The following is a 22,640-nucleotide window of genomic DNA, read 5'->3' as shown; positions in this document are numbered from 1 at the left end:
TTTTATGCCTTTCCCAAAGAAGTGGACACCACTGTTCCGCCGTCCGCGCCGTTGGCGTAGCTGCCGGAGGCATGCGCGCCACCGGTGTAGGATGCACCCGCGTTCCACGCCGCGGCAACGTCCACGGCATCGCGCGAGACATCCACCTCGTGCACGCGCACGCCCCACGCGCCCATCTGCGCGGAGATGGCGGTCACGGCCGCGGTGGCCGGGTCCGCGAGCAGCGGGCTGGACTCGGCACCGCGATCCTCCCGGATGGCGGCGAGGAAGCGCTTGCGGGAGGCTCCCACCAACAGCGGGAATTCGCCCTGGAGGAACTCCGGCAAGGCCTTGAGCAAAGCCCAGTTATCTTGTGGGGACTTGGCAAAGCCCAGGCCCGGATCCACGACGATATTGTCGTGGCTGACACCTGCTTGCAGGGCGCTATCGGCCAGCTTCGCCAAGGATTCGTGGACATCGCGCACAACATCCCCGCCGTGGTCGGCCACTCCGGCCGCGCTGCCGAATTGGACGGTGCGCCAGTGCATGAGGCACACCGGCAGGCCGGTCTCGGCCATGGTGCGGTACATGTCTGGGTCGGCGGCACCACCGGAGACATCATTGATCATGTCGACGCCGGCCTCCGCAGCGGCTTTGGCAACCGAGGCCCGCATCGTATCCACGGAGGTCTTAATCCCCTCCTCGTGCAGCGCCTTGATGACGGGCACGACGCGGCTCTCTTCCTCCTCGGCAGCCACGCGCACTGCGCCCGGGCGGGTGGACTCGCCGCCGACATCGATCATGTCCGCGCCGGATTCCACGAGGTGGCGGGCGTGGTTGAGCGCATCGTCGATGTTGATCCAGCGCCCGCCGTCGGAGAAGGAATCCTCCGTGACGTTAACAATGCCCATGACCAGCGTGCGGCCGGGAACAGTGAGATCGCTGACTGCCATTGCTGCTAGCTCCTAATCAGGCTCATGACCTCCGCGCGGGAGGCCGCATTCTTCTTGAAACCACCGCGCACCGCGGAGGTTGTCGTGGTCGCTCCCGGCTTGCGGATGCCGCGCATGGCCATGCACAGGTGCTCGCACTCGATGACGACGATGACGGACTGCGCGTGGAGGACCTCCACCAGTGCATCGGCGATCTGGCTCGTGAGGCGCTCCTGCACCTGCGGGCGCTTGGCGTACATGTCCGCCAGGCGAGCCAGCTTGGACAGTCCAGTGACGTGGCCGTCGGGACCGGGGATGTAGCCGATGTGCGCCGTGCCATAGAAGGGCACGAGGTGATGCTCGCACGTGGAGTAGATGGGAATATCACGCACCAGGACAAGCTCTTGGTGCTCCTCGGCAAAGGTCTTGTGCAGGACCTCAGTCGGATCCTGGTGGAGTCCTGCGAAGACCTCGGCATAGGCGCGGGCCACGCGGGCCGGGGTCTCGCGCAGGCCCTCGCGGTCGGGGTCCTCGCCCACTGCGATGAGAAGCTCGCGGATGGCTGCTTCGGCGCGCTCGTGATCGAAGTCGTGTTGCGCCGGGATGTTATCGCTCATTGGTGTCGCCATCCTTGTATGGGTTGTTGCGGTATTCGTTCTCTCCCCAGCCGGGTGCTCCCCAGGAGTGATCCTCCGGCTTGGCATGGCGGCCGCGGCGTTCCGGTTCGCGCGGTTGCGGCTGGGCTTCCGGCTGCGGTGCAGCGGCATTCGGCACACGCGGAATCTCTTGGGTGTCCTCGTGGCTAGGGCCGGCCTGTTCTGGGGCCACGGTCTCCTCTTGCGCCCCATCGCTGGCGGCCTCGTCTGCGCTGAGCTCGCGGCCGGTGGGCTCGGTGATATCGGACTCGCCGAAGAAGGTATTGCCCTTCTCCGGATCCACAAAGTCGCCTGCGTGCTGGCCAAAGCTGAAGCCGATCTCCTCGACCGGCGCCGCCGATGTCGCGGCGGCGCCATCGGCCTCCCCGCCGTTTTCCTTCGCGCGCTCGAGCTCCGCGTGGCGGCGCGCACGGGCGGCACGGGAGGCGTCGAGAAGCGTCATGCGCTTCGGCAGCTCCTCACCGCGCTCCTGGGCAAGCTCCACCGGGGTCTTTACCGGCTCGCGGCCGGCCTGGCGCGGGAAGCGGGCGTCCTCGTTCGGGAAGACGTCGAAAGCCTCGCGCGGCTCAATGCCTTCGAAAATGCCCTCGAGGTCCGGGCGGCGCAGGGTTTCCTTCTCCAAGAGCATCTCGGCGAGCTTATCCAGGTAGTCGCGGTGCTCGGACAGGATGTCATAGGCCTGCTGGTGCGCGCGGTCCAGCAGGTAGGCCATCTGCTCATCAATCTTGGCGGCCACGGCATCCGAATAGTCGATGGAGCCACCGCCGCCGGCGGCATAGGCGAAGGGATCGCCCTGCTCCTTGCCGTACTTGACGGTTCCCAAATCCGGGCTGAAGCCATACTCCGTGATCATGGAGCGCGCAATCTTGGTGGCGTGCTCAATATCCGAAGAAGCGCCGGTGGTGGGTGCTCCGAACACGAGCTCTTCCGCGGCGCGCCCACCCATGGCAAAGACGAGGCGTGAGAACAACTCATCGCGGGTGTACATGCCCTTATCGTCTTCCTGCGCGGTCATGGCATGGCCGCCGGTGCGGCCGCGGGCCAAGATGGTCACCTTGTAGACGCGCTCGATATCCTTCAGCGCCCACGCGGACAGGGTGTGGCCGCCCTCGTGGTAGGCGGTGACCTTCTTCTCATGTTCGGAGATGATCTTGCCCTGGCGGCGCGGGCCGCCGACGACGCGGTCGGTGGCCTCCTCCAGCGCGTCATAGGTAATGACGTTGCCGCCGATGCGGGCGGTGAGCAGGGCAGCCTCGTTGAGCACGTTGGCCAAGTCCGCGCCGGACATACCGGCGGTGCGCTTGGCCAGCTGCGCCACATCCACTTCCTTAGCCAGCGGCTTGTCCTTGGCGTGCACGCGCAGGATTTGCTCGCGGCCGGCCAGGTCCGGGTTGGTCACCGGGATCTGGCGGTCGAAGCGTCCCGGGCGCAGAAGCGCCGGGTCCAGAATGTCGGGGCGGTTGGTCGCGGCGATGAGGATGACGCCTTCGCGGTCGCCGAAGCCATCCATCTCCACGAGCAGCTGGTTCAGCGTCTGCTCGCGCTCATCATGGCCACCGCCGGTGCCGGAACCACGCTGGCGACCCACAGCGTCAATCTCATCGACGAAGATGATGCACGGGCTGTTCTGCTTAGCCTGCTTGAACAGGTCACGCACGCGGGAGGCACCCACGCCGACGAACATCTCCACGAAGTCGGAGCCGGAAATGGAATAGAAAGGCACGCCAGCCTCGCCCGCGACCGCGCGGGCCAGAAGGGTCTTACCGGTACCCGGCGGGCCATAAAGCAGCACGCCGCGCGGGATCTTTGCGCCCAGCTCATGGTAGCGCTCCGGATCATCCAGGAAGTCCTTGATTTCCTGCAGCTCATCCACAGCTTCATCCGCGCCGGCCACATCCGCGAAGGTGTTGGTAGGCATGTCCTTGGTCAGCTCCTTCGCCTTGGAACCACCAATGCCGAACATGCCGCCCGCGCCCTGCTGCATGCGGGTCATCATCCAGAACAGCAGCGCGAAGAGAATCAGCATCGGCAGCAGGAAGCTGATCATGGAGCCAATGAAGGAATCCTGTGTGACCTTGGTCTGGTACTTATCCGCACCAGAATCCTTCACCGCGTTGAAGACCTGCTCGGAGGCGCGTGCCGGGTACTTGGCAATGACCTCCTCGATGCCCTCCTGCTCTTCGACCGTTACTGGTTCCTTGAGCTTGAGGCGCAGCTGCTGCTCGCGGTCATCGATCTGCGCTTCCTCAACGTTCTGATCCGCCAGCTGCTGCATGGCCACCGAGGTGTCAACCTGCTTGAAGCTGCGGGCATCGTTGCTAAAGAACGTAAAGGCGTACAGCAGAATGAGAACCAGGCCCGCGATCGAGCCATAGCGAATGATGTTCTTATTTTTCATTAATTACCTTGCGAATTCGAGGCCTCATGGTGAGAGGACAAGAAAAGACTAGTCGTTGCTGTAGACCGCGGGGTCCAGCGTGCCCACGAAAGGAAGATCGCGATAGCGCTCCGCGAAATCCAGGCCATAACCCACGACGAACTCGTTAGGGATGTCAAAGCCCACGTCAAAAAGATCCAGCTCCGCCTTGACTACTTCGGGCTTGCGCAGCAGCGTGACCACTTCCAGGGAACGCGGCTGGCGGCCCTGCAGGTTGCGGATGAGCCAGGACAAGGTCAGGCCGGAGTCGATGATGTCCTCCACGATGAGCACATCGCGGCCCTCGATATCGCGGTCCAGATCTTTTAGAATCCGCACCACTCCCGAGGAGGAAGCCGAGTTACCGTAGGACGAGACCGCCATGAACTCCAGCTGGGAGGGGATGCTGAGCTTGCGGGCGAAGTCCGTCAGGAAGAAGACCGCGCCTTTGAGCACGCAGACCAAGATGAGGTCCTCGTCGGTGTTGCGGTATTTCTCGGCAACGCGGTCCGCCATCTCCTGGATGCGCGCCTGAAGATCGTCTTCGGCGATGAGAACGTTTTTGATGTCCTCTCCGTAGGGGTGGGCGGGGACGGCTGATTCATGGGTGTCGTGCACGTGAGCGCTCCTTTGCTGACCGAGGCAATAGTGACAGTTTGCCACCAACGCGTGCTACTTCCAACCTTGTACCTTTCTTTTCGCTGCGGACGGCGACGGGGCCTTGTCCATGCCAGCGCGTGCACAGGGCATCGATGCCGCGCACCGCCTCGCGCGTAACCTCCGCTCCTTCCTCGCGCAGCCACGAGGCGATCGCCCGGCGGCGCTTCGGTTCTGGAAGAACGGCCAGCTCGGTGCAGTCGGTGGTGGGGTGGGTGCTGAGGAGGGCGTCGTCAAGCGCGGCGTCGTAGGCCGCCTGGGCTAAGGCCGGGACGGGGTCTCCACCCACGATCTCCTGCAGGCGCGGGAGGATCTCGTGGCGCAGTGCTACGCGGCGGAAGGCCAGGTCCTGGTTCTGGGGGTCCTGCCAGACCTCCAGGCCCAGCTCCGCGCAGGCGGCCTCGGTCTGGGCGCGGCGCACGCTCAGTAGGGGCCGCAGGACGTGTACGCCTTCCACCTCGGAGCGCTCGCGCATGCCCGCCACCCTCCCACGGAGGGCGCTGAGCAGCAGGGTTTCAGCCTGGTCATCGGCGGTATGCGCCACCGCCACCTCAGCCCAAGGCGCGAAGGCACGGTACCGGGCAGCGCGGGCTTCGGCCTCGACGGAGCCTTGCTTGGCGACGTCCACCCGCAACACATCCGCTCCCGCCCCCAAGGCGCGGGCCTGCTCAGCAGCTCGGCGCGCCTGCGCGGCCGAGCCTTCCTGCAAATCGTGGTCCACGCATAGCGCTGTCACCTCGTGCCCCTCCGCGAGGAGTGCTGCGGTCAGCGCCAAGGAATCGGCGCCGCCGGATAGACCCACCGCTATGGCGCGTGGTTGCTCACCCACCACAGCGCGGACGGCGACGCGGCAGGCCAAGAAGTTGGGGCTTTTACGTGGCCAAAAAGGTTTCTTAGAAGTCATGAAGTGCGGCGGCGAGGGCGTCTTGGGCCTGACGGGCGGAGGTGACTTCGCCGTCGTTGACCAGGAAGGCGAAGGCGTAGACGCGGCCCGACTGGCCCTGGGCGGTACCGGTCAGCGCGGAAGTTCCCGTGAGGGTGCCGGTCTTGGCGCGAACAAATCCGCGCGCAGAAGAATCGTGATAGCGCTCGTAGAGGGTTCCTTCGCCACCGGCAAGAGGGAGGTAGCCCAAGAGCGGGCGAAGCTCGTCGGTGGCTACGGCTTGGTCCGCGATGTGGGCGAGGAGCCCAGCGGGAATGCGGTTATCGCGGGAGAGGCCGGAGCCGTCCTTGAGGGTGACGCCGTTGACGTCGATGCCGGCGCCACGCAGCTCGTCGAGGATGGCCATCGTGGCGCCGTCGAAGCTTGCTTCCGTGCCCTGGCCGACGGCCAGCTCGCGGGCGATGGCCTCCGCCATGACGTTGTCTGAATACTTTATTGCTTCCTGGGCGCGCAGGGCCAGTGGCTCGGACTCGCTGGTGCCGAGGACCTCGGAATTCTCGGGGGCTGAGCTTAAGTCGGCTTTGTCGGCGCCCAGGCGGGCGGCCAGCGCGCGGGCTACATCGAGGGCAGGCTCGTGGGAGCGCGGAACGTCGCCGGTCTTTTCCCCAATGCGCCCGCCATAGAGCATGGCAGGCTGGATGGGAGCGACATAGCCGCCATCGATATTGTCATCGTCCCAGCCTGGTGCCTGGTCGGGACCGGCCCAGATGGAGGTGTCGATGGAGACTCGCGTGACGGTATCCATCTTCTGCTGGATCTGTTCCGCCAGCTCATCGAGACGCTCGTCCGTCAGCCAGACATCGCCGGCGGCCTTGATAACAACTTCGCCCTCGTGCGCACCTGCGACCACCTCGGTGGTGAGGCGCTCTTCCTCATCGAGAGCGAGTGTTGCTGCGGCGAGGGTGAGGACCTTAGTAGCGGAGGCCGGGGTCAGCGGCTTCGCGGGCTCGCGCTCCCACAGCACCTCGTGGGTGGTGGTGTCGATGACCTGCCCGCCGAAAGTAGCTAGAGCCTTGTCTTTGCCCAGCTCATCCAACCTGGCTTTGAGCGCAGCGGCGTCGAAATCGCCGGGCTCGACGGGCTGGACCAGTGTTGTGGGTTCTTCCTGCTTATAGGGCTGGCCGTGGTCCAGGTGATCGTAGGTGCGCTGGACTTCTACGCCCACGGCGGCCGTCGCCGCCACGGCACCAGCCGTGACGAGGGCCGCAGTACTCCACCAGACATGCTTAGCTTTCATCGCCCTTTAGACTAGCGCGGTAGACTAAGCGGAGCACATACCAACCTAATAGTTATGGAGGATTCAGCCGTGAGCGTTGAAGTAACCATCGAGATCCCTAAGGGCTCCCGCAACAAGTACGAGATCGACCACGAGACCGGCAAGGTCCACCTCGACCGCTACCTGTTCACCCCGATGGCCTACCCGGCTGACTACGGCTTCATCGACCACACCCTGGGTGAGGATGGCGACCCGCTGGACGCACTGGTCATCCTCCCGGAGCCGGTCTTCCCCGGCGTTGTCGTGGAGGCTCGTGTCCTCGGCGTGTTCAAGATGACCGATGAGGCCGGCGGCGACGACAAGCTGCTCGCCGTCGTCGATGACCCGCGCTGGGAGCGCTACCAGGACATCAACGATGTGGAACAGCACATCAAGGACGAGATCGAGCACTTCTTCACCCGCTACAAGGACCTGGAGCCGAACAAGGAAGTTACTGGCTCCGGCTGGGGCGACAAGGCTGAGGCAGAGAAGATCCTCGAGGAAGCGAAGGCTCGCTTCAAGTAAGCCGCCGCTTTCGCGTGCCAGCGAGAGCACTGTCAGGTACGTTTTGGTAAATAAGGGCTGAAAACCTACCAGTTTTTCGCCACTATTTGCGAAAACGTACCTTTTTTCGTTCCGGGGGAAACATTGATTGAGATTTATCGGGGACGCGATGTCTCCCGCGGGGCTCGGCGCAAGGGAGCCATCAAGATTGCGAATGGCTTTTACCTCTCAAAGGAGCCAACACCGCTTCAGCTAGCACAAATCATGTCGCGTGAATGGCCTGACTTAGCGCTTGACGGCTATTCCGCCGCTCGCCGGTACTTAGAACAGCCCCTTCAATTCCCGCTCGAGTTTATTCGCGACTCCACTCTCCCATCGAGCACGTACTTTCGCAGTCGGCGGGCGCGCCCCAAGGCACTGGGCAGCATGAACGGAGTCAATGTATGTAGTCCCCTGCAATGCATTGAGACGATGGCGCAGGAGGATGCCGTAGCCTTCATCGAAGCCTTCTTCGCCGGGCCGCACGGACGCTCGCGCATTGAGACCGAACAGCTAGACTTTCGCCGCCTGCCCAAGCACACGCGTGAAATCCTAGAGAAAGCCATCGTTGGGGCGGATAGCAAGCCGGAGCGCGACCTCACCCGAGGCCTCGAGCCGCACGTCAAGGTCCGCAACAACGTGCGGATTGGCCCCTACCGCTGGGACTTGGTGCTAGAGGAGTACAAGGTGGCCATCGAGGTGGATGGCTATGCCTACCACAAAGGCGAGAACCGGCAGCGTTTCGAAATCGACCGCCAGAAGCTTAACGACGCCATTCAACGCGGCTACCGGCCCCTCCACTTCACCGCCGCCACGATTGAGCACCACCTCGACGTCGCTGTGCACCAGGTGCTCGCGGTCATACAAGGGCGGGGTGAGTTCGTGCCTCCGCCGTGGAAGTGGCACCACTACTGGCGGTGGGAAGGCGAGCGTTGGGCAGGCTAGCGTTGCAGCTGTTCAGCCGCAACGTGCCGACAACGAACTGGGCTGACTAACGCTGCGGCTTACTAACACTGCAGCTAACTAACTACAGTGGGACGCGAGCCAGCCGTCGAGCTCGGATTCCGGGGCATCGGGAGCGATGGGGTCCTCGGCGAATTCCTCGCCCGTGCGCGCCTTGTCCTTGGCCGTGGTGAGCATGAGCGAGCGGCCGTCCGGATAATCCAGGACCACGTTGGCAGAGGCGTAGCCGGCAGTCGGCTCACCGAAGGTCCGCACGTTGTCCAGCCCGCGGAAGGCTAAGAGGGTGGCTTCGGCGGAGGAGGCGGTCTCACCGTCGGTCAGCACGGCGACGGGAACGTCGAGCTTGCCGCCCGCTGTGGTGGTTGCAGTACCTCCGCCGGTCACGGAGTTTCCGTCGATGACCACGTCAGTTGTGCCCATACGGCTGACGAAGGAGAGCGCGGTGCCATCCGGTAGCAGGGGGCTTAAGCCCGCATACATCGGCCCCATGTCGCCGCCGTCATTGCTCCGCAGATCCACCACGGCAGCGCAGGCCTCCGGGTGCGCGGCCAGACCTTGAGCGAGCGTATCGGCGTAGGCCTGGCCGTCATCGTGGCGGCCGATGGAGGGCACGGTCGCGCGCAGGACGCCGTCCTCGAAGTCGACCGAAGGCTCGGTGCTTTCGGCGGCCTTTTCCTTTTCGGTGCTAAAGACCTTGGAGTGCTTGCCGCCGGCGGCGTTGATGGCAGCATCGAGGAGCTCGGTGTTCGTGGGGTCCTCCTTGAAGGCCTCGCGTGCGCGCTGGAATTCCTCACTTTCGCCATAGATTCCGGAGAGCGCTGCGGTATCCACCATCGCGGTATTGATGCGCTTCTCGCTGGCATTAAAAAGAAACACGGGTTTTCCGAAGAATGCCCCACCGTAAGAGGGGCCGAAGAAATACACGGCCGCAGCCACGGCGATGAGGGCAACGAGAAAAAGTCCGCCGAAGATTTTCAGTACAGTTTTCATTCTTTTCTCCCTCCGGTTCGCAGCACGTAGCCGCGCAGGGGCTCAACAAGGATAATGGCAAGCAGCGTGACCAGCCAGCCCACGGCTAGGAATCCGAAGGCCATGAGCAGACGGCCAAGAACGTCGACATTGCTTTGTTCGACGCTGGAGAAGAACATCAGCGAGGCGATCCCGCCGCCGAAAAGGAAGCCGAAGAAGCTCAATCCCACCACAGGCCCCATGATGGTCAGGACACCGGAGCGGAACTGGAAGCCGCGCGGCACGCCCATGAGATCCAGGGAGCGGATGAGTTCCTTGTCTTCGAAGATGCCGGAGACCTGCCCCAGAATGATGGACATGGTGGTCAGCGTGAAGCCGAAGATGAGGGTTAATAAGACACCGGTGGAGATGTCTTTGAATACCACGTTCATTCCGGGATCTTCCTTGAGCACGAGAGCCAAGGCGTCGGAGCCCAAGGGGGCGGCAACGAGAAAGCCCGCCAAATAGCCGAAGAACGCGATGGCCGCACTCCGCTTCCATGCCGGGCGCGCATTGCCCGCCACTCGCTGGCAGGCCACGAAGTGCGCGGTGCCAGGAAAGAGAGACATGATGTGTGCGCCGAGCTGCAAGATAAAAGGGGAAATGAGGTTGATGCTCATCACCATGCCAAACATGACCACGATGACCATGGCGGTCGGCGGGCCCGCCTTTCCGGAGAGCAACACACCACCGATACCCGCGATGATGAGGAAGACGATGACGCGCCACCAGCGATAGGCCGCGGGCATCTGGCGCTTGGCCACCCCCAGGGGGCTCACGCGCACGCGCTGCATGCCGACGAGTGCCGCACCGATAGCCAACACAAAGAGCACACCGGCCACGGCTAGATAACCCCACCACGGGAGAAGAATCTCGGATACAGCAATAGAACGCATCTGGAAGTCCACCTGCGTAAAGACCGGCGCGATGAGCAGGCTGATCAGCCCACCGAGCACGATGCCGATGATGGCTTGCAGGCCCGTCTCCACGATGGCCATGCGCTCCACCTGGCGGGAGCTCAACCCCAGAAGACGCAGGGTGGCCAGGCGCTGCTCCCGGCCGGAGGCGCCGAGGACGGCGGCTTGGGCTGTGAGGTTAAACAGCGCCGGAAGAATGAAGGCGCAGGCCAGCAGGGCCAGGGCAAACCAAGGATAAAGAAAGGCCTCCATCTCGTTGCCGAAGGCCTCCTTGAGCGCGGGCGCGGCTTCCTCGACGTGCTGGGCGCGTTGCCAAAACATCCACGTACCGCCCGCGACGAGGAAGGCAATGGCGGAACCAATGGTCAGGCTCACAATGGCCAGCAAGGAAACAATTCCTGTTCCGGAGCGCGCACGAATGGATTCGCGCTGCAGGTCAAAGACTAAAGTCGCGGTGTTCATCGGATCACCTCGAGGCGGCGGTCATCGTGGATGATGCCATCGCGAATCTCCACGCGGCGCTGCATCCAGTCGGCCACCTTCGGGTCGTGCGTGACCATGACCAGGCTCGCCCCGGACTGGCGCACGATGGTGGTCAGCATCTGCATGACCTCGTGACCCGTGGATTGGTCCAGCGCACCGGTGGGCTCGTCGGCGAAGACGACGCCCGGATTGGCCACCAGCGCACGCGCGATAGTCACGCGCTGCGCCTGGCCACCGGACACCTGCGCCGGGCGGCGATCCGCCAGGCCGCCCAGGCCCAGCTGGTCCAGCAGCTCCATCGCGCGCTTGCGGGCAGCACTCCGACCCATACCGTTAAGCATGGCTGGCAGCGCCACGTTATCCACGTTGCTCAGCTCCGGCAGCAATTGACCATCCTGGAAGACGAAGCCGAAGTTGCGCAGGCGGAGGCGGGAGCGGGGGCCGTCGCCAAGCGCGGAGAGCTCCTCATCTCCGTAGCGCACGCTGCCGTGCGTGGGGGTGAGCACGCCGGACATGCAGTGCAGCAGCGTGGACTTGCCGGAGCCGGACGGCCCCATGACGGCCACGAGCTCGCCCGGCGCGATGTCGAGGGAGATTCCGGCGAGCACCGGGCCGCCGCCAAAATCCTTGGTGATGTCTGTCAGGGAAAGTGTCTGTGCCATGTCTCTCATTCCACCGTGAAGGGCCCGCAGAAAGAACAGCCCTAGCGTTGCTCTTTACGGTAGTGCCAGCACTACCCCTGCAGTCGGTGGCGCCCGTTATGCTGAAAGCCGTGTTCCGAAGAAAGCCCCAGCCCACCAACCATGAGCAGCAGCAAGCAGAGAAGATTGCGCAGCTCACGGCCTCGCGCCGCGCCATCGCGGATGCCTATGAGGTGGAGCGCGCACGCATCGAGCGCGACCTGCACGACGGCGCGCAGCAATACCTCGTGGCCGCGAGCATGAAGTTGGGTGAGGCACTTCTCGACGCCCCCGCAGACCTCGCTGAGCTTCTCACCGCCGCCAAACAGGACGTGGACCGCGGCCTGCACTCCCTGCGTGCCACGGTGCACGGCATCCACCCGCAGGTCCTGCAGGATCATGGTTTGGTGGCCGCGCTTGCCGACGTCTCCTCTTCCCACGGCCCCCACGTCAGCGTCTTCGCCCCGCATCCTTTGCCAAAACTCTCCGCTTCCGTGCTGGCCTGCGGCTACTTCTTCGGCACGGAAGCTCTGACGAATGCGGCCAAGCACGCGCCCGGCGCGCCGGTTTCCGTTTTAGTGACCGCAGATGCCTCTTTAAAAATCACCGTGGTGGATGAGGGGCCGGGCGGCGCGCAGGTTGTACAAGGTCACGGCCTAGCGGGGATGGCCGAGCGCCTCGCCGCTTTCGGCGGAGAGATGACTTTATCGTCTCCCCCGGGCGGGCCCACGAGGCTGGCGTGCTCGATTCCTCTTCTTCTCGATCGCGGACAGTCAGGAGTGTAAGAAATGAGTTTGAGAATCGTGGTGGCGGATGATTCCGCCATTCTGCGTGAGGGTCTCGCCGGCCTTCTGGAGCGCCGCGGGCATTCGATTGTGGGCCAGGCGGATTCTGCGCCGGCGCTCGAGGCGGTGGTGGACAAGCTGCGCGATGAGCTGCCGGATATCGTCATCACGGACGTGCGCATGCCACCGGCCATGGGCGATGACGGTTTGAAAGCCGCCGTGAACTTGAGAAATGCCTACCCGGGCTTACCCGTCATGGTGCTCTCCCAGTATGTAGCCCCCGCATACGCGGTGGAGCTCTTCGACTCCCCTGATGCTGGCACCGGCTACCTTTTGAAAGACCGCGTCTCCGAGGTGCGGGACTTCCTCTCCAGCCTGGACGTGGTGGCCCAGGGCGGTACCGTCATCGATCCCACCGTGGCGCAGGCTTTAATGAGCTCAGGGCGCAGCGGACTGGGCGAACTCACCCCGCGCGAGCGCGAGGTGCTCGAATTGATGTCGCGCGGCAAGTCCAACAAGGACATCGCCGCCGAGCTCGTCCTGTCTTCCGCCGCGGTGGCCAAGCACGTCTCCAATATCTTCACCAAGCTGCGTTTAGATCCCAGCGAAGACAACCGCCGCGTCAAGGCAATCTTGGAGTACCTCTCCGCGCACCGCTAAACCGGCCGCTGCCGTTTTGACCCCGTACTCCACACGGGTAGCAGCTGTATGCTTTCGCCCCTCGAGCACGTTATCTTGACTACGTTCACGGTAAATAAGGCCCAAATTTTCGCGATTTTTCGGCCTTATTTACCGTGAACGACATCAAACCCCCTCGCACACTCACACAAAGAACCGGTGCCACATCCACGGCGGGTCCAGATACCGTTTCGTCCCTTGTGCCACCCCGCGCACCTGCTCCACCACCTTGTCCAAATGATGCTCAATCGTGGTCGCGGTGAAGTGGAGGGGCGTATAGCCGCGATGCACCACATCATTCAACTTTTGGCGGTCAAGCTCGAACTGCCGGCGGTTTTCCCCGCGGTGATAAGCGTAGCCGTCGACCTCGATGGCAATCTTGTGCTCTTCCAAAAGGAGATCCCACCGGTAGGGGCCAATTTTCGCGTTGTTGAGCACCTTAAAGAAGGGCTCCAGAGCACGAGTAAGGGCCCGCTCGGGCACACTATCCGCACCGATGACTGCTTTCTCTAACACTCGCCGAGTGTGTTGCGGGAACCGCCGAAAGTCCATGGAGAGCAACTTCAGCCGCTTTTCCGCGTCCCTACCAGACAAGAACGTTTCCAGGAACTTCACCGCGTGCTTTTCTTCTATGGCCTCCACCGCCTGCAGTGGATTGCAGACGTTTATCCCGTCATAGGGAAATACCCCCTTTGGGCGGGCGCGGCGACCGACATAAAAGCGCGTATCCTCTAAGCCTTTTTCGCGAATGAGCTGCAGTGGAAAGCCAGGTTTCCGCTCAAGAAGCACCATCGCTGCGGAATATCCGTCCAACGCACTGTCTGGCCAATGCCGGCTGAGCACCTGCGCTAGCTCGTATGCCGTTGGTTCACGCGGTAGGTACAGCCCCCGCGTAATTTTGATCGCCTCACCTTTGGCCGCTGCCGCTGCGCCTGCGCGGCCGACAATCTCCTCCATTTAGCCCCTCCGATTGATTACCCCACCCCGCGCTTCTCACGATAAAGAACCCCCGCCACCCACGCAAGAAAACCCCGTAAGCTGGTGCGCATGCAGAACGTACAACCCACTGAAGTACCTGAAAGCGCCCAGCTCATCGACGTCCGCGAGGACCACGAGTGGAACACCGAGCATGCCCAAGGCGCCACGCACATCCCGATGGGAGACCTCGTCGAGCGCCTCGACGAGATTGACCCCGACCGCGATATCTACGTCATCTGCCATGCAGGCGGGCGCAGCATGCAGGTCTGCCAGTACCTCGAGCACGCGAAAGGCTGGGACGTCATCAATATCGAAGGCGGCACGGACGCATGGAAGGCCCAAGGCCGCCCCATGGTTTACCCAAACTAGTGGGCCATAACCCATGATTTAAGTTTGCTACGGTAGGCGCGTAGTATCGTCGGCATGCCTACCTTTAACTCCGTATCGATTCCCACCTCGCTCCTAGAGTCCCCCTCCTTCCAGCTGGAGCGCCTCCGCCGCCGCACCCGCGAAGGCGTCGAGGCCGCACTACAAACGCAGAAGACCACCCTGCGCGAGTACTGGGTTCTCACCTGCCTGGTTGCGGAAGCCGCGTCCTCCCAGTCCGCACTATCGGAAACCTTGGCCATTGACGCTTCCGACATGGTGCGCCTGCTGGATTCACTGGAGTCTCGCAATTGGGTTAAGCGTGAGCGTGACTCCAAGGACCGCCGCCGCCAAATCATTGCCTCCACCAAGAAAGGCGTGAAGGCGCACAAAGAGCTCACCGTTTTGGTAGCGAAGGCCGAGGACGAAGCCCTCGACGCGTCCACCAACAAGCAGCTCAAGCACCTGCGCAAACTGGCCACCGCCATCATCGCAGCGGACGCACCGGCTGATGCAGAAAGCAGTGATGCTTAAATGACGGAACCCGATAATCTTCCCAGTACAGGGGGCCGCCACGCCCTGCACACAGACGAGCCCGAGATCCCAGTAATGCCCGAGGTCCCCGAGCACTACCTCCTTGGTGATGAGGCCGCACCGGCGCGCACCCTCTGGGACATCGTTAAGACCACAGCCGAGCACTTCCCCGAGGCCGCGGCCCTCGACGACGGTGAAATCCTCACCTACGCCGAACTGCTTGCCGACGTCTCCGCATGGGCCACCGAACTCCACGCCAGCGGTGTGCGCCGTGGCGACCGCATCGGCATCCGCATGACCTCGGGCAAGCGCGAGCTCTACCTGGCCATCCTGGCCACGCTCGCCGCCGGCGCGGCCTACGTGCCCGTCGATGCCGACGACCCCGACGAGCGCGCCGAGATGGTCTTCGGCGAGGCCGACATCGATGGTGTGTTCACCGACGAAGGTTTCCGCATGTTGCGGGAGGGCGGGGCGCGGATGGCGCGCCCCGCGTTCGACGAAAAGGATGGCGGTGGAGATGGCGTCCCCTTCGAGGAACCGCGACCCGAAGACACCGCGTGGATCATCTTCACCTCCGGCTCAACGGGTAAGCCCAAGGGCGTGGCCGTAAGCCACCGCTCCGCGGCCGCCTTCGTTGATGCCGAGGCTGCCCTCTTTTTGGTGGATAGCCCGCACGGTCCGCTCGGTCCGGAGGACCGCGTCCTGGCTGGCCTTTCTGTAGCCTTCGATGCCTCCTGCGAGGAAATGTGGCTGGCCTGGGGCCACGGTGCCTGCTTGGTTCCGGCCCCGCGCTCGCTGGTGCGCTCCGGCATGGACTTAGGTCCCTGGCTGATTCGCCGTGACATCACGGTGGTCTCCACCGTCCCAACCTTGGCCGGCCTCTGGCCCGCCGAGGCCCTGGACAACATCCGCCTCCTCATCGTCGGCGGCGAAGCCTGCTCCCAAGAGCTCACGGACCGCCTGGCCACCGAGGACCGCGAGATGTGGAATACCTACGGCCCCACCGAGGCCACGGTCGTGGCCTGCGCGCAGCGCATGCTGCCGGGCAAGCCCGTGTCGATTGGGTTGCCGCTGAAGGGCTGGGACCTGGTGGTCGTCGACAAGCACGGCGTCCCCGTGAACATCGGTGAGGTGGGCGAGCTCGTCATCGGTGGTGTGGGCCTGGCTGCTTACCTGGACCCGGTGAAGGATGCGGAGAAGTACGCGCCGCTGGAGTCCCTGGGCTGGGAGCGCGCCTACCGCACCGGTGACCACGTGCGCCTGGAAGAGGACGGCCTGTACTTTGTGGGTCGCGTCGATGACCAGGTCAAGATTGGTGGCCGCCGCATCGAACTCGGTGAGGTCGAAGCTAACGTCGCCGCGTTGCCGAACGTGTACAACTCCGCCGTGGCCGTGCAGAAGACACCGGGCGGCGAGTCCGTGCTCGTCGGCTACGTCTCCCTGGATGACCCGGATGCCGGCTTCGACCACGAGGCCGCGCACGCCCGCCTGGCGGAGTCCATGCCGGCAGCGCTCGTCCCGCGCATCTGCGTCATGGAGGAGCTACCGATTCGCACCTCCGGCAAGGTGGATAAGAAAGCCCTGCCGTGGCCGCTGCCGGGAGTGGGCGTGGAGGCAGACGGCCTCAACCCCACCGAGCAGTGGCTGGCGGAGCTGTGGGTGGACACCCTGGGTGTTTCCGTGGAGGACGTCAACGCTGATTTCTTCTCCCTCGGCGGCACCTCGCTGGCCGCGGCGACCTTGGTCGGCCGCATCCGCGAGCGCTTCCCCACCGTGGCCGTGCGCGATCTCTACGACCACCCGCGCCTGGGTTCCCTGGCGGAGCAGCTTGCCGGTGCCGAGTCCGTCGAGGACGCCGGACCCGCACGCGAGGTGAAGCCCGTCGGCGCCGGCACGCGCCTCGCGCAAACACTCATCCAGATCCCCGTGATGACGCTGGCCGCCACGACGTGGCTGGCCTGGCTGCTGCTGGGCTCCAACCTGGCGAACCTGCTGGGCGTGGAGTGGGCCATGACCACGCCATGGTGGCTGGTCATCCTCCTTATCGTCATCTTTGTCACCCCCATCGGCCGCATCCCCATCGGTGGTTTCGGCGCGCGGCTTATCACCGCCGGGATTAAGCCCGGCGACTATCCGCGCGGTGGCTCAACACACCTGCGTATTTGGGCAGCGGAGCGCTGGGCCGATGCTTCTGGCTCGCGCTCGATCGCGGGCGCGACGTGGGTCAACAACTATGCCCGCGCGCTGGGAGTGAAGATGGGCCGCGGAGTGGACCTACACTCGCTGCCGCCTGTAACGGGCCTGCTGACCCTGGGCAAGCACGCCGCGATTGAGCCCGAGGTCGATCTCTCCGGCTACTGGCTCGACGGCGATATCCTGCACGTTGGCGCCATTGAGGTCAAGGAGGGTGCTCGCGTGGGCGCGCGCTCGACGCTGCTTCCGGGCGCCGTCGTGGGCAAGAATGCCCACGTCGAGGCCGGCTCCACCGTCACTGGGCGCAAGAAGATCAAGGACGGTCAGCGCTGGTCCGGATCTCCTGCCAAGAAGGTGGGCCGCTCCAAGCATCGCTTCCCGTCGCATGCCCCGAAGCGCCGCCCGTGGTGGGTAGCCATCTACGGCGCTACTTCTATCTTGCTGGCCCTCCAGCCCATCGTGGCGCTGGCCGTGGGTGCTGCCGTGGTCGTTGCCCTCATCGCGGTGACCGAGGGCTCTGCCTTCGTCGGCTCTATCTTCTTCGCCCCGCTGGGCGCGCTTGCGGCATTCGCCACCTTCATGCTGCAAACCTGGCTGGGCGTGCGCATCCTCTCGCTGGGCATCAAGCCCGGTGTGGCACCGGTGCGCTCCGCCAAGGGCTGGCGCCTGTGGGCCATCGAACGCCTCATGGACGAGGCCCGCACGCAGCTCTTTCCCATCTATGCCTCGCAGCTCACCCCGGCGTGGTTGCGTTCGCTGGGTGCGACGATTGGCAAGGACGTGGAGATTTCCACGGCCGTCATGGTTCCCAAACTCACCGAGGTCAAGGACGGTGCGTTCCTGGCGGATGACACCATGATCGGCGGCTATGAGCTCGGTGGCGGGTGGATGCTCACGGGTGAGACCAAGGTGGGCAAGCGTTCCTTCGTGGGCAACTCCGGCATCACCGGACCCGGACGCAAACTATCGAAGAACTCGCTGGTTGCCGTGCTCTCCTCGACGCCGAAGAAGACCAAGTCCGGTGCCAACTGGTGGGGTTCCCCGCCGGAGCGCATGCGCCGCGTGGAGGCCCACGTGGACGGTGTGGAGGGCGAATCCCTCACCTATAACCCGGGCTTTGGGGTCAAGGCCGCGCGTGGTGCGATTGAAACCATGCGCCTGCTGGCTCCGATGACCTCGGCCATGTTGCTGGCGGGCACGTTGGCATCGCTCTACGCTCTTGCCGACGCCCTCGGCATCGCCACCGCCTGGGCCCTCGGCGGCCTCATCCTCATGGTGGCGGGCGCCATCGCGATGGCGATCACCGTGGCGGTCAAGTGGATCTGCGTGGACACGCAGACCGCTGGCGATCACCCTCTGTGGTCCGCCTTCGTGTGGCTCAACGAGCTACAGGACACCTTCGTGGAGGCGGTGGCCGCCCCGTGGTTCTTTACTCACACCTATGGCATGGGCGAGATCAACCAGGGCCTGCGCGCGCTGGGCGTGACGATTGGCCGCGGCGCCTGGATCGATTCCTACTGGTTCCCAGAGACGGACCTGTGCTTTGTGGGCGAAGGCGCTTCCGTCGGCCCGGGCACCGTGGTGCAAACACACCTCTTCCAGGACCGCGTGATGAGCCTGGACACCGTGACCATCAAGGCTGGTGCCACCTTGGGCTCGCATTCGGTGGCGCTGCCAGCCTCGGTCATCGGCAGCGTGGCAACGGTTGGCCCCGGCTCCTTGGTGATGCGTGGCGACCAAGTCCCGGGCAACTCCGAGTGGCAGGGAAACCCTATCGAGCCCTGGAAGAAATAGATAAAAAAATAAAGGAGGCGGCAGGTTTACCTGCCGCCTCCTTTTTATGCCTGACTCGCTAATGAGCGGTCGGGGTGCCGTGATTAGTCACCGATCTGGTCGCGACCGCGCTTGACAATCTTGTCATCCACCTGGTCAACGAGCTCGTGGTCCTTGTTGGTGTACTCAAACTTGGAGAGCACGTAGCGCATCGCGTTGATGCGGGCACGCTTCTTGTCGTTGGATTTAATGGTGATCCACGGAGACTCTTCCGTATCGGTGTAGCGGAACTGCTCCTCCTTGGCGCGGGTGTAATCATCCCACTTATCCAAGGACGCTAGGTCCATGGGCGAAAGCTTCCACTGACGGACGGGGTCAATCTGGCGAATAGCGAAGCGAGTGCGCTGTTCCTTGCGAGTCACGGAGAACCATAGCTTAGTCAGGGAGATACCCGAGCCTAGGAGCATGTTCTCCAGCATCGGTACCTCGCGCAGGAACTCTGCGTGCTGGGACTCTGTGCAGAAGCCCATGACGCGCTCCACACCGGAGCGGTTGTACCAGGAGCGGTCGAAGAAAACGATTTCACCACCGGACGGGAAGTGCTGAATATAGCGCTGGAAGTACCACGACGTGGACTCGCGCGGGGAAGGCTTCTCCAGCGCCACGGTGCGCGCACCACGCGGGTTGAGGTGCTCGTTGAAACGCTTAATGGTGCCGCCCTTACCCGCGGCATCGCGGCCCTCGAAGAGGATAATGTGGCGCTGGCCGGTTTCCTTCGTCCAGTTCTGCCATTTCAGCAGCTCAATCTGCAGGGCGCGCTTGATGGATTCGTACTCATCGCGCGTCATGCGCTCCTCGTACGGGTAGTTCTCGCGCCAAGTCTCGACAGGCGAGCCATCCGGCATGATCAGCGAGGGATCATCTTCATCAGAGTCATCGACGACGTAGCCGTCGGTCTGCGCAAGGTCGATCTCGGGGAGTTCGTCGTCTTTAATGTCAGCCATACCTTTAATTCTATCTAGGAAGCAGACATCTGGCGCGATAAAAGAAGTTGTAGCCGCGTGATTTACCCCCGTATGCCCGATGGGCGGCAGCATCCGCCCAGAATGTACGTTTCTAACAATTAGTGCCCCCAAAAGTCGGGCGAGATCTGGGGGCTTAAATGGTCGTTCCGTACCCGCCGCGCGTACACGTTGGTACGTTTTCGCACGCAAGCTCATGAAACCGCCTGGTTTCGGGGGCTTATTTGCGAAAACGTACCACGCCACCGCGCTGGCCGAACTCAGTCCGGCGGCCCAGTCCTAGGCATCCGTCCGACGGCGAATTTCGGAAATGGGAAACCCCGCTGCCCAAATGGGTCAGCGGGGTTAGCGCTTAGTACTGCGTGAGCAGCGTGCTTTTTAGAGCAGGCCGATCAGCTTGGAAGCGCCGGAAGCCATGTCGCCCAGGTTGTAGAAAATGTTGAGCAGGAGGCCGATGATGCCGGAGGAAGAAAGGGTACCCATTTGAAATCTCCTTGGGATTGAAAGTGTGTGTTTAGTGCTGCCCTAAAGGGAAGCTAGTTTACTTCTTGGAGGACAGAGCCTCGAGAGCGGAGGTGTTCGGCTTAACAACGAAGGAGTCACCCTGCTGAGCAGCGCCGGAGATAGCGTCGAAGACGCCAGCGAAGCCGGTGAAGAGCTTCTTGATGCCGTCAGCGAAGGTAGCGAAGTTACCGAGCTGGTCACCGATGAAAGAAAGATCCATTGTGGTCTCCTCTTGTGAAGTCCGGGTAAAGAGATTGCCCGGAGGGGGTTTGCGGTTTTGCAGACACCCTCAGCGGGCGTCACAAGGAACTATTTTGGCACACCACTGACACATTGCAAGTGAATTCGTGGGTGATTTTTCGCGCAAAGCGCTTTGACAATCAGAGTCACTTTTCAGGTTATTAATTCATCTTCTATTAACCCAGCCTGCAACAACGCGCCTATCTGCAGAAATAGGTAGCGCTCGAAATGAAGGCTTAAGAAATCTTCCTCAGAACGTAACGTTAGCTCCCTGAACCACGATTCATAGGCTTGCTTTACAGAGTAAACTCGCGAAATATTTTTCGCAGGAGCACCCCGAATTACCCCTATTCGGGGTGCTATAAGGACACAAAAGTGTCTCAAGAGGAAGAAAGCTCCCCACGGTCAACCGTGGGGAGCTCGTAATTTGTTAGGACCTGAAGTCGCAATGCGCTTCAGGCCGGGAGGCTAAGGACTAGAAGCCCATACCGCCCATTGCGTCAGCGTCCGGCATGCCAGCGCCTGCACCGGCCGGCTCCGGCTTATCAGCCACAACCGCCTCGGTAGTCAGGAACAAGGCTGCGATGGACGCAGCGTTCTGCAACGCGGAGCGGGTGACCTTCACCGGGTCGTTGATGCCCGCAGCCATCAGGTCCACGTACTCGCCAGAAGCGGCGTTGAGACCCTGGCCAGCCGGCAGGGAGGAGACCTTGTCAGCGACAACGCCCGGCTCCAGACCAGCATTCTGGGCAATCTGCTTCAGCGGCGCAGAGAGTGCCTCGCGCACAATCTTGACGCCAGTAGCCTCGTCACCCGTTAGGTCAGAGAGGGAATCCAGAACCTCGGCTGCCTGCAGCAGAGCCACGCCACCACCGGCGACGATGCCCTCCTCTACGGCAGCCTTAGCGTTGCGCACGGCATCCTCGATGCGGTGCTTGCGCTCCTTGAGCTCAACCTCGGTAGCGGCACCAACCTTGAGGACTGCCACGCCGCCGGCCAGCTTGGCCAGGCGCTCCTGCAGCTTCTCGCGGTCGTAGTCAGAGTCGGAGTTCTCGATCTCGGCACGGATCTGCTTGATACGGCCGTCGATCTGCTCCTGGGAGCCGGCACCCTGAACGATGGTGGTCTCATCCTTGGTCACGACAACCTTGCGTGCCTGGCCAAGGTACTCGATCTCAGCGGTCTCCAGGGAGAGGCCAACCTCTTCGGAGATGACCTGACCGCCGGTGAGGATAGCCATGTCCTGCAGGGTGGCCTTGCGGCGGTCGCCGAAGCCCGGAGCCTTCACAGCAACGGACTTGAAGGTGCCGCGGATCTTGTTGACCACGAGGGTGGACAGGGCCTCGCCCTCGACATCCTCAGCGATAATCAGCAGCGGCTTGCCGGTCTGCATGACCTTCTCCAACAGCGGGACGAGGTCCTTGATGTTGGAGATCTTGGAGGAGACCAGCAGGATGTACGGATCCTCAAGGACTGCCTCCTGGCGCTCCATATCGGTAGCGAAGTAGCCAGAGATGTAGCCCTTGTCGAAGCGCATACCTTCAGTGACCTCAAGGTCAACGCCGAAGGTGTTGGACTCCTCAACGGTAATAACGGAATCCTTGTTCACGGAGCCGTTACCCACGGTGTACATAGCCTCGGCGATCTTCTCGCCGATTGCCGGGTCAGCGGCGGAGATGCCTGCGGTGGTGGCAATCTCTTCCTGGGTCTCTACTTCCTTTGCGGAGGAAAGCAGGGAGTCAACAACCTTCTTGGTAGCGGCCTCGATGCCGCGCTTGATGCCCATTGGGTTGGAACCAGCAGCTACGTTGCGCAGGCCCTCACGCACGAGAGCTTGTGCCAGAACGGTAGCGGTGGTGGTGCCGTCACCGGCGACGTCGTCGGTCTTCTTGGCTACTTCCTTGACCAGCTCAGCGCCGATCTTCTCGTACGGGTCCTCGAGCTCGATCTCGCGCGCGATGGAGACACCGTCGTTAGTAATGGTCGGAGCGCCCCAGGACTTCTCCAGGACGACATTGCGACCCTTGGGGCCGAGGGTGACCTTGACGGCGTCAGCAAGCGTGTTGAGACCACGCTCGAGGCCGCGACGTGCCTCTTCATCGAAGGCAATAATCTTTGCCATGTGTTTGTGCTCC

Annotated in this window: 20 protein-coding genes; 7 read left to right on the top strand and 13 right to left on the bottom strand. The window is 63.0% G+C overall.

The genetic code is table 11. From position 1 onward, the window contains the following. Nucleotides 1–2: 2 nt before the first annotated feature. From folP to dacB, 6 genes are read right to left on the bottom strand one after another with little or no spacing between them, the layout of a single operon-like run. Nucleotides 3–932, bottom strand: a complete 930-nt coding sequence (gene folP / locus HMPREF2781_RS09200) for a dihydropteroate synthase (RefSeq protein WP_070445890.1) — start codon at nucleotides 930–932, stop codon at nucleotides 3–5. Nucleotides 933–937: 5 nt separating this feature from the next. Next, nucleotides 938–1,528, bottom strand: coding sequence for a GTP cyclohydrolase I FolE (gene folE, locus HMPREF2781_RS09195; RefSeq protein WP_070445888.1), 591 nt, complete (start codon nucleotides 1,526–1,528; stop codon nucleotides 938–940). Further along, nucleotides 1,518–3,965 (bottom strand): ATP-dependent zinc metalloprotease FtsH, encoded by a 2,448-nt coding sequence (gene ftsH, locus HMPREF2781_RS09190; protein ID WP_070645542.1) that lies wholly within the window; start codon nucleotides 3,963–3,965, stop codon nucleotides 1,518–1,520. The genes folE and ftsH overlap by 11 nt, the downstream gene beginning before the upstream one ends. A 48-nt stretch (nucleotides 3,966–4,013) precedes the next feature. Further along, a complete protein-coding gene (hpt, locus tag HMPREF2781_RS09185; protein ID WP_070645541.1) occupies nucleotides 4,014–4,601 on the bottom strand; it encodes a hypoxanthine phosphoribosyltransferase in 588 nt (195 codons plus the stop codon). After that, a complete protein-coding gene (gene tilS, locus HMPREF2781_RS09180) occupies nucleotides 4,585–5,544 on the bottom strand; it encodes a tRNA lysidine(34) synthetase TilS (protein WP_083308555.1) in 960 nt (319 codons plus the stop codon). The genes hpt and tilS overlap by 17 nt, the downstream gene beginning before the upstream one ends. Next, the gene (gene dacB / locus HMPREF2781_RS09175; RefSeq protein WP_070645537.1) at nucleotides 5,534–6,820 is read right to left on the bottom strand and encodes a D-alanyl-D-alanine carboxypeptidase/D-alanyl-D-alanine endopeptidase; all 1,287 of its coding nucleotides are present in this window, start codon (nucleotides 6,818–6,820) and stop codon (nucleotides 5,534–5,536) included. Before dacB ends, tilS begins: the two co-directional genes overlap by 11 nt. 69 nt (nucleotides 6,821–6,889) lie before the next feature. On the opposite strand from dacB, the gene HMPREF2781_RS09170 reads away from it, so the two are divergent. Continuing rightward, nucleotides 6,890–7,363: an inorganic diphosphatase gene (locus HMPREF2781_RS09170; RefSeq protein ID WP_010188812.1), complete on the top strand. Its 474-nt coding sequence runs from the start codon at nucleotides 6,890–6,892 to the stop codon at nucleotides 7,361–7,363. A 405-nt stretch (nucleotides 7,364–7,768) separates the two neighbouring features. After that, nucleotides 7,769–8,326, top strand: coding sequence for an endonuclease domain-containing protein (locus tag HMPREF2781_RS09165; protein ID WP_246821831.1), 558 nt, complete (start codon nucleotides 7,769–7,771; stop codon nucleotides 8,324–8,326). A 78-nt stretch (nucleotides 8,327–8,404) separates the two neighbouring features. Here the strand turns inward: HMPREF2781_RS09165 and HMPREF2781_RS09160 are convergent, their stop codons facing one another. The 3 genes from HMPREF2781_RS09160 to HMPREF2781_RS09150 are packed head-to-tail and all read right to left on the bottom strand — an operon-like array spanning nucleotide 8,405 to nucleotide 11,414. Then, nucleotides 8,405–9,334: a S41 family peptidase gene (locus HMPREF2781_RS09160; protein ID WP_070445869.1), complete on the bottom strand. Its 930-nt coding sequence runs from the start codon at nucleotides 9,332–9,334 to the stop codon at nucleotides 8,405–8,407. Then, a complete protein-coding gene (locus tag HMPREF2781_RS09155; protein ID WP_070445866.1) occupies nucleotides 9,331–10,731 on the bottom strand; it encodes an FtsX-like permease family protein in 1,401 nt (466 codons plus the stop codon). Before HMPREF2781_RS09155 ends, HMPREF2781_RS09160 begins: the two co-directional genes overlap by 4 nt. Next, nucleotides 10,728–11,414 carry an ABC transporter ATP-binding protein gene (locus tag HMPREF2781_RS09150; RefSeq protein ID WP_070645535.1) on the bottom strand — a complete coding sequence of 229 codons (687 nt, stop codon included), beginning with the start codon at nucleotides 11,412–11,414 and terminating at the stop codon, nucleotides 10,728–10,730. The genes HMPREF2781_RS09155 and HMPREF2781_RS09150 overlap by 4 nt, the downstream gene beginning before the upstream one ends. 98 nt (nucleotides 11,415–11,512) lie before the next feature. On the opposite strand from HMPREF2781_RS09150, the gene HMPREF2781_RS09145 reads away from it, so the two are divergent. Then, entirely contained in the window at nucleotides 11,513–12,217 is a 705-nt protein-coding gene (locus tag HMPREF2781_RS09145; RefSeq protein ID WP_070645533.1) for a sensor histidine kinase, read from the top strand. 3 nt (nucleotides 12,218–12,220) lie between these two features. Next, nucleotides 12,221–12,877, top strand: a complete 657-nt coding sequence (locus HMPREF2781_RS09140) for a LuxR C-terminal-related transcriptional regulator (RefSeq protein ID WP_070645531.1) — start codon at nucleotides 12,221–12,223, stop codon at nucleotides 12,875–12,877. Nucleotides 12,878–13,039: 162 nt separating this feature from the next. On the opposite strand, the gene HMPREF2781_RS09135 is transcribed toward HMPREF2781_RS09140, so the two are convergent. Next, nucleotides 13,040–13,852 carry an endonuclease domain-containing protein gene (locus HMPREF2781_RS09135; RefSeq protein ID WP_070445854.1) on the bottom strand — a complete coding sequence of 271 codons (813 nt, stop codon included), beginning with the start codon at nucleotides 13,850–13,852 and terminating at the stop codon, nucleotides 13,040–13,042. A gap of 90 nt (nucleotides 13,853–13,942) precedes the next feature. Here HMPREF2781_RS09135 and HMPREF2781_RS09130 point away from each other — a divergent pair, with 90 nt between their 5' ends. From HMPREF2781_RS09130 to HMPREF2781_RS09120, 3 genes are read left to right on the top strand one after another with little or no spacing between them, the layout of a single operon-like run. Continuing rightward, the gene (locus HMPREF2781_RS09130) at nucleotides 13,943–14,242 is read left to right on the top strand and encodes a rhodanese-like domain-containing protein (RefSeq protein WP_070645612.1); all 300 of its coding nucleotides are present in this window, start codon (nucleotides 13,943–13,945) and stop codon (nucleotides 14,240–14,242) included. Nucleotides 14,243–14,296: 54 nt separating this feature from the next. Beyond that, nucleotides 14,297–14,773 (top strand): MarR family winged helix-turn-helix transcriptional regulator, encoded by a 477-nt coding sequence (locus HMPREF2781_RS09125; protein WP_070445848.1) that lies wholly within the window; start codon nucleotides 14,297–14,299, stop codon nucleotides 14,771–14,773. Beyond that, entirely contained in the window at nucleotides 14,774–18,760 is a 3,987-nt protein-coding gene (locus HMPREF2781_RS09120; RefSeq protein WP_070645529.1) for a Pls/PosA family non-ribosomal peptide synthetase, read from the top strand. An 83-nt stretch (nucleotides 18,761–18,843) separates the two neighbouring features. Here the strand turns inward: HMPREF2781_RS09120 and ppk2 are convergent, their stop codons facing one another. From ppk2 to groL, 3 genes are all read right to left on the bottom strand, one after another. Next, nucleotides 18,844–19,743 (bottom strand): polyphosphate kinase 2, encoded by a 900-nt coding sequence (gene ppk2 / locus HMPREF2781_RS09115; RefSeq protein WP_010188788.1) that lies wholly within the window; start codon nucleotides 19,741–19,743, stop codon nucleotides 18,844–18,846. Nucleotides 19,744–20,302: 559 nt separating this feature from the next. Continuing rightward, nucleotides 20,303–20,485: a PorH family porin gene (locus HMPREF2781_RS09110; RefSeq protein ID WP_070564148.1), complete on the bottom strand. Its 183-nt coding sequence runs from the start codon at nucleotides 20,483–20,485 to the stop codon at nucleotides 20,303–20,305. Between the two features lie 495 nt (nucleotides 20,486–20,980). Then, nucleotides 20,981–22,627: a chaperonin GroEL gene (gene groL, locus HMPREF2781_RS09105; protein ID WP_070645527.1), complete on the bottom strand. Its 1,647-nt coding sequence runs from the start codon at nucleotides 22,625–22,627 to the stop codon at nucleotides 20,981–20,983. Nucleotides 22,628–22,640 lie beyond the last annotated feature (13 nt).

Origin of the sequence: Corynebacterium sp. HMSC062A03 (genome assembly GCF_001811145.1) — a bacterium.
GTDB lineage: Bacteria > Actinomycetota > Actinomycetes > Mycobacteriales > Mycobacteriaceae > Corynebacterium > Corynebacterium aurimucosum.
This window is presented reverse-complemented; position numbering and strand designations above follow the sequence as displayed.

Bases quoted from the DNA above. Each gene is read 5' to 3' on its own strand.
- HMPREF2781_RS09145 (WP_070645533.1), top strand. From the start codon at position 11,513: ATGCTGAAAGCCGTGTTCCGAAGAAAGCCCCAGCCCACCAACCATGAG.
- HMPREF2781_RS09135 (WP_070445854.1), bottom strand. From the start codon at position 13,852: ATGGAGGAGATTGTCGGCCGCGCAGGCGCAGCGGCAGCGGCCAAAGGT.
- HMPREF2781_RS09110 (WP_070564148.1), bottom strand. From the start codon at position 20,485: ATGGATCTTTCTTTCATCGGTGACCAGCTCGGTAACTTCGCTACCTTC.
- HMPREF2781_RS09120 (WP_070645529.1), top strand. From the start codon at position 14,774: ATGACGGAACCCGATAATCTTCCCAGTACAGGGGGCCGCCACGCCCTG.
- tilS (WP_083308555.1), bottom strand. From the start codon at position 5,544: ATGACTTCTAAGAAACCTTTTTGGCCACGTAAAAGCCCCAACTTCTTG.
- HMPREF2781_RS09130 (WP_070645612.1), top strand. From the start codon at position 13,943: ATGCAGAACGTACAACCCACTGAAGTACCTGAAAGCGCCCAGCTCATC.
- HMPREF2781_RS09155 (WP_070445866.1), bottom strand. From the start codon at position 10,731: ATGAACACCGCGACTTTAGTCTTTGACCTGCAGCGCGAATCCATTCGT.
- HMPREF2781_RS09125 (WP_070445848.1), top strand. From the start codon at position 14,297: ATGCCTACCTTTAACTCCGTATCGATTCCCACCTCGCTCCTAGAGTCC.
- folP (WP_070445890.1), bottom strand. From the start codon at position 932: ATGGCAGTCAGCGATCTCACTGTTCCCGGCCGCACGCTGGTCATGGGC.
- folE (WP_070445888.1), bottom strand. From the start codon at position 1,528: ATGAGCGATAACATCCCGGCGCAACACGACTTCGATCACGAGCGCGCC.
- HMPREF2781_RS09160 (WP_070445869.1), bottom strand. From the start codon at position 9,334: ATGAAAACTGTACTGAAAATCTTCGGCGGACTTTTTCTCGTTGCCCTC.
- ppk2 (WP_010188788.1), bottom strand. From the start codon at position 19,743: ATGGCTGACATTAAAGACGACGAACTCCCCGAGATCGACCTTGCGCAG.
- HMPREF2781_RS09150 (WP_070645535.1), bottom strand. From the start codon at position 11,414: ATGGCACAGACACTTTCCCTGACAGACATCACCAAGGATTTTGGCGGC.
- dacB (WP_070645537.1), bottom strand. From the start codon at position 6,820: ATGAAAGCTAAGCATGTCTGGTGGAGTACTGCGGCCCTCGTCACGGCT.
- ftsH (WP_070645542.1), bottom strand. From the start codon at position 3,965: ATGAAAAATAAGAACATCATTCGCTATGGCTCGATCGCGGGCCTGGTT.
- HMPREF2781_RS09165 (WP_246821831.1), top strand. From the start codon at position 7,769: ATGAACGGAGTCAATGTATGTAGTCCCCTGCAATGCATTGAGACGATG.
- groL (WP_070645527.1), bottom strand. From the start codon at position 22,627: ATGGCAAAGATTATTGCCTTCGATGAAGAGGCACGTCGCGGCCTCGAG.
- HMPREF2781_RS09140 (WP_070645531.1), top strand. From the start codon at position 12,221: ATGAGTTTGAGAATCGTGGTGGCGGATGATTCCGCCATTCTGCGTGAG.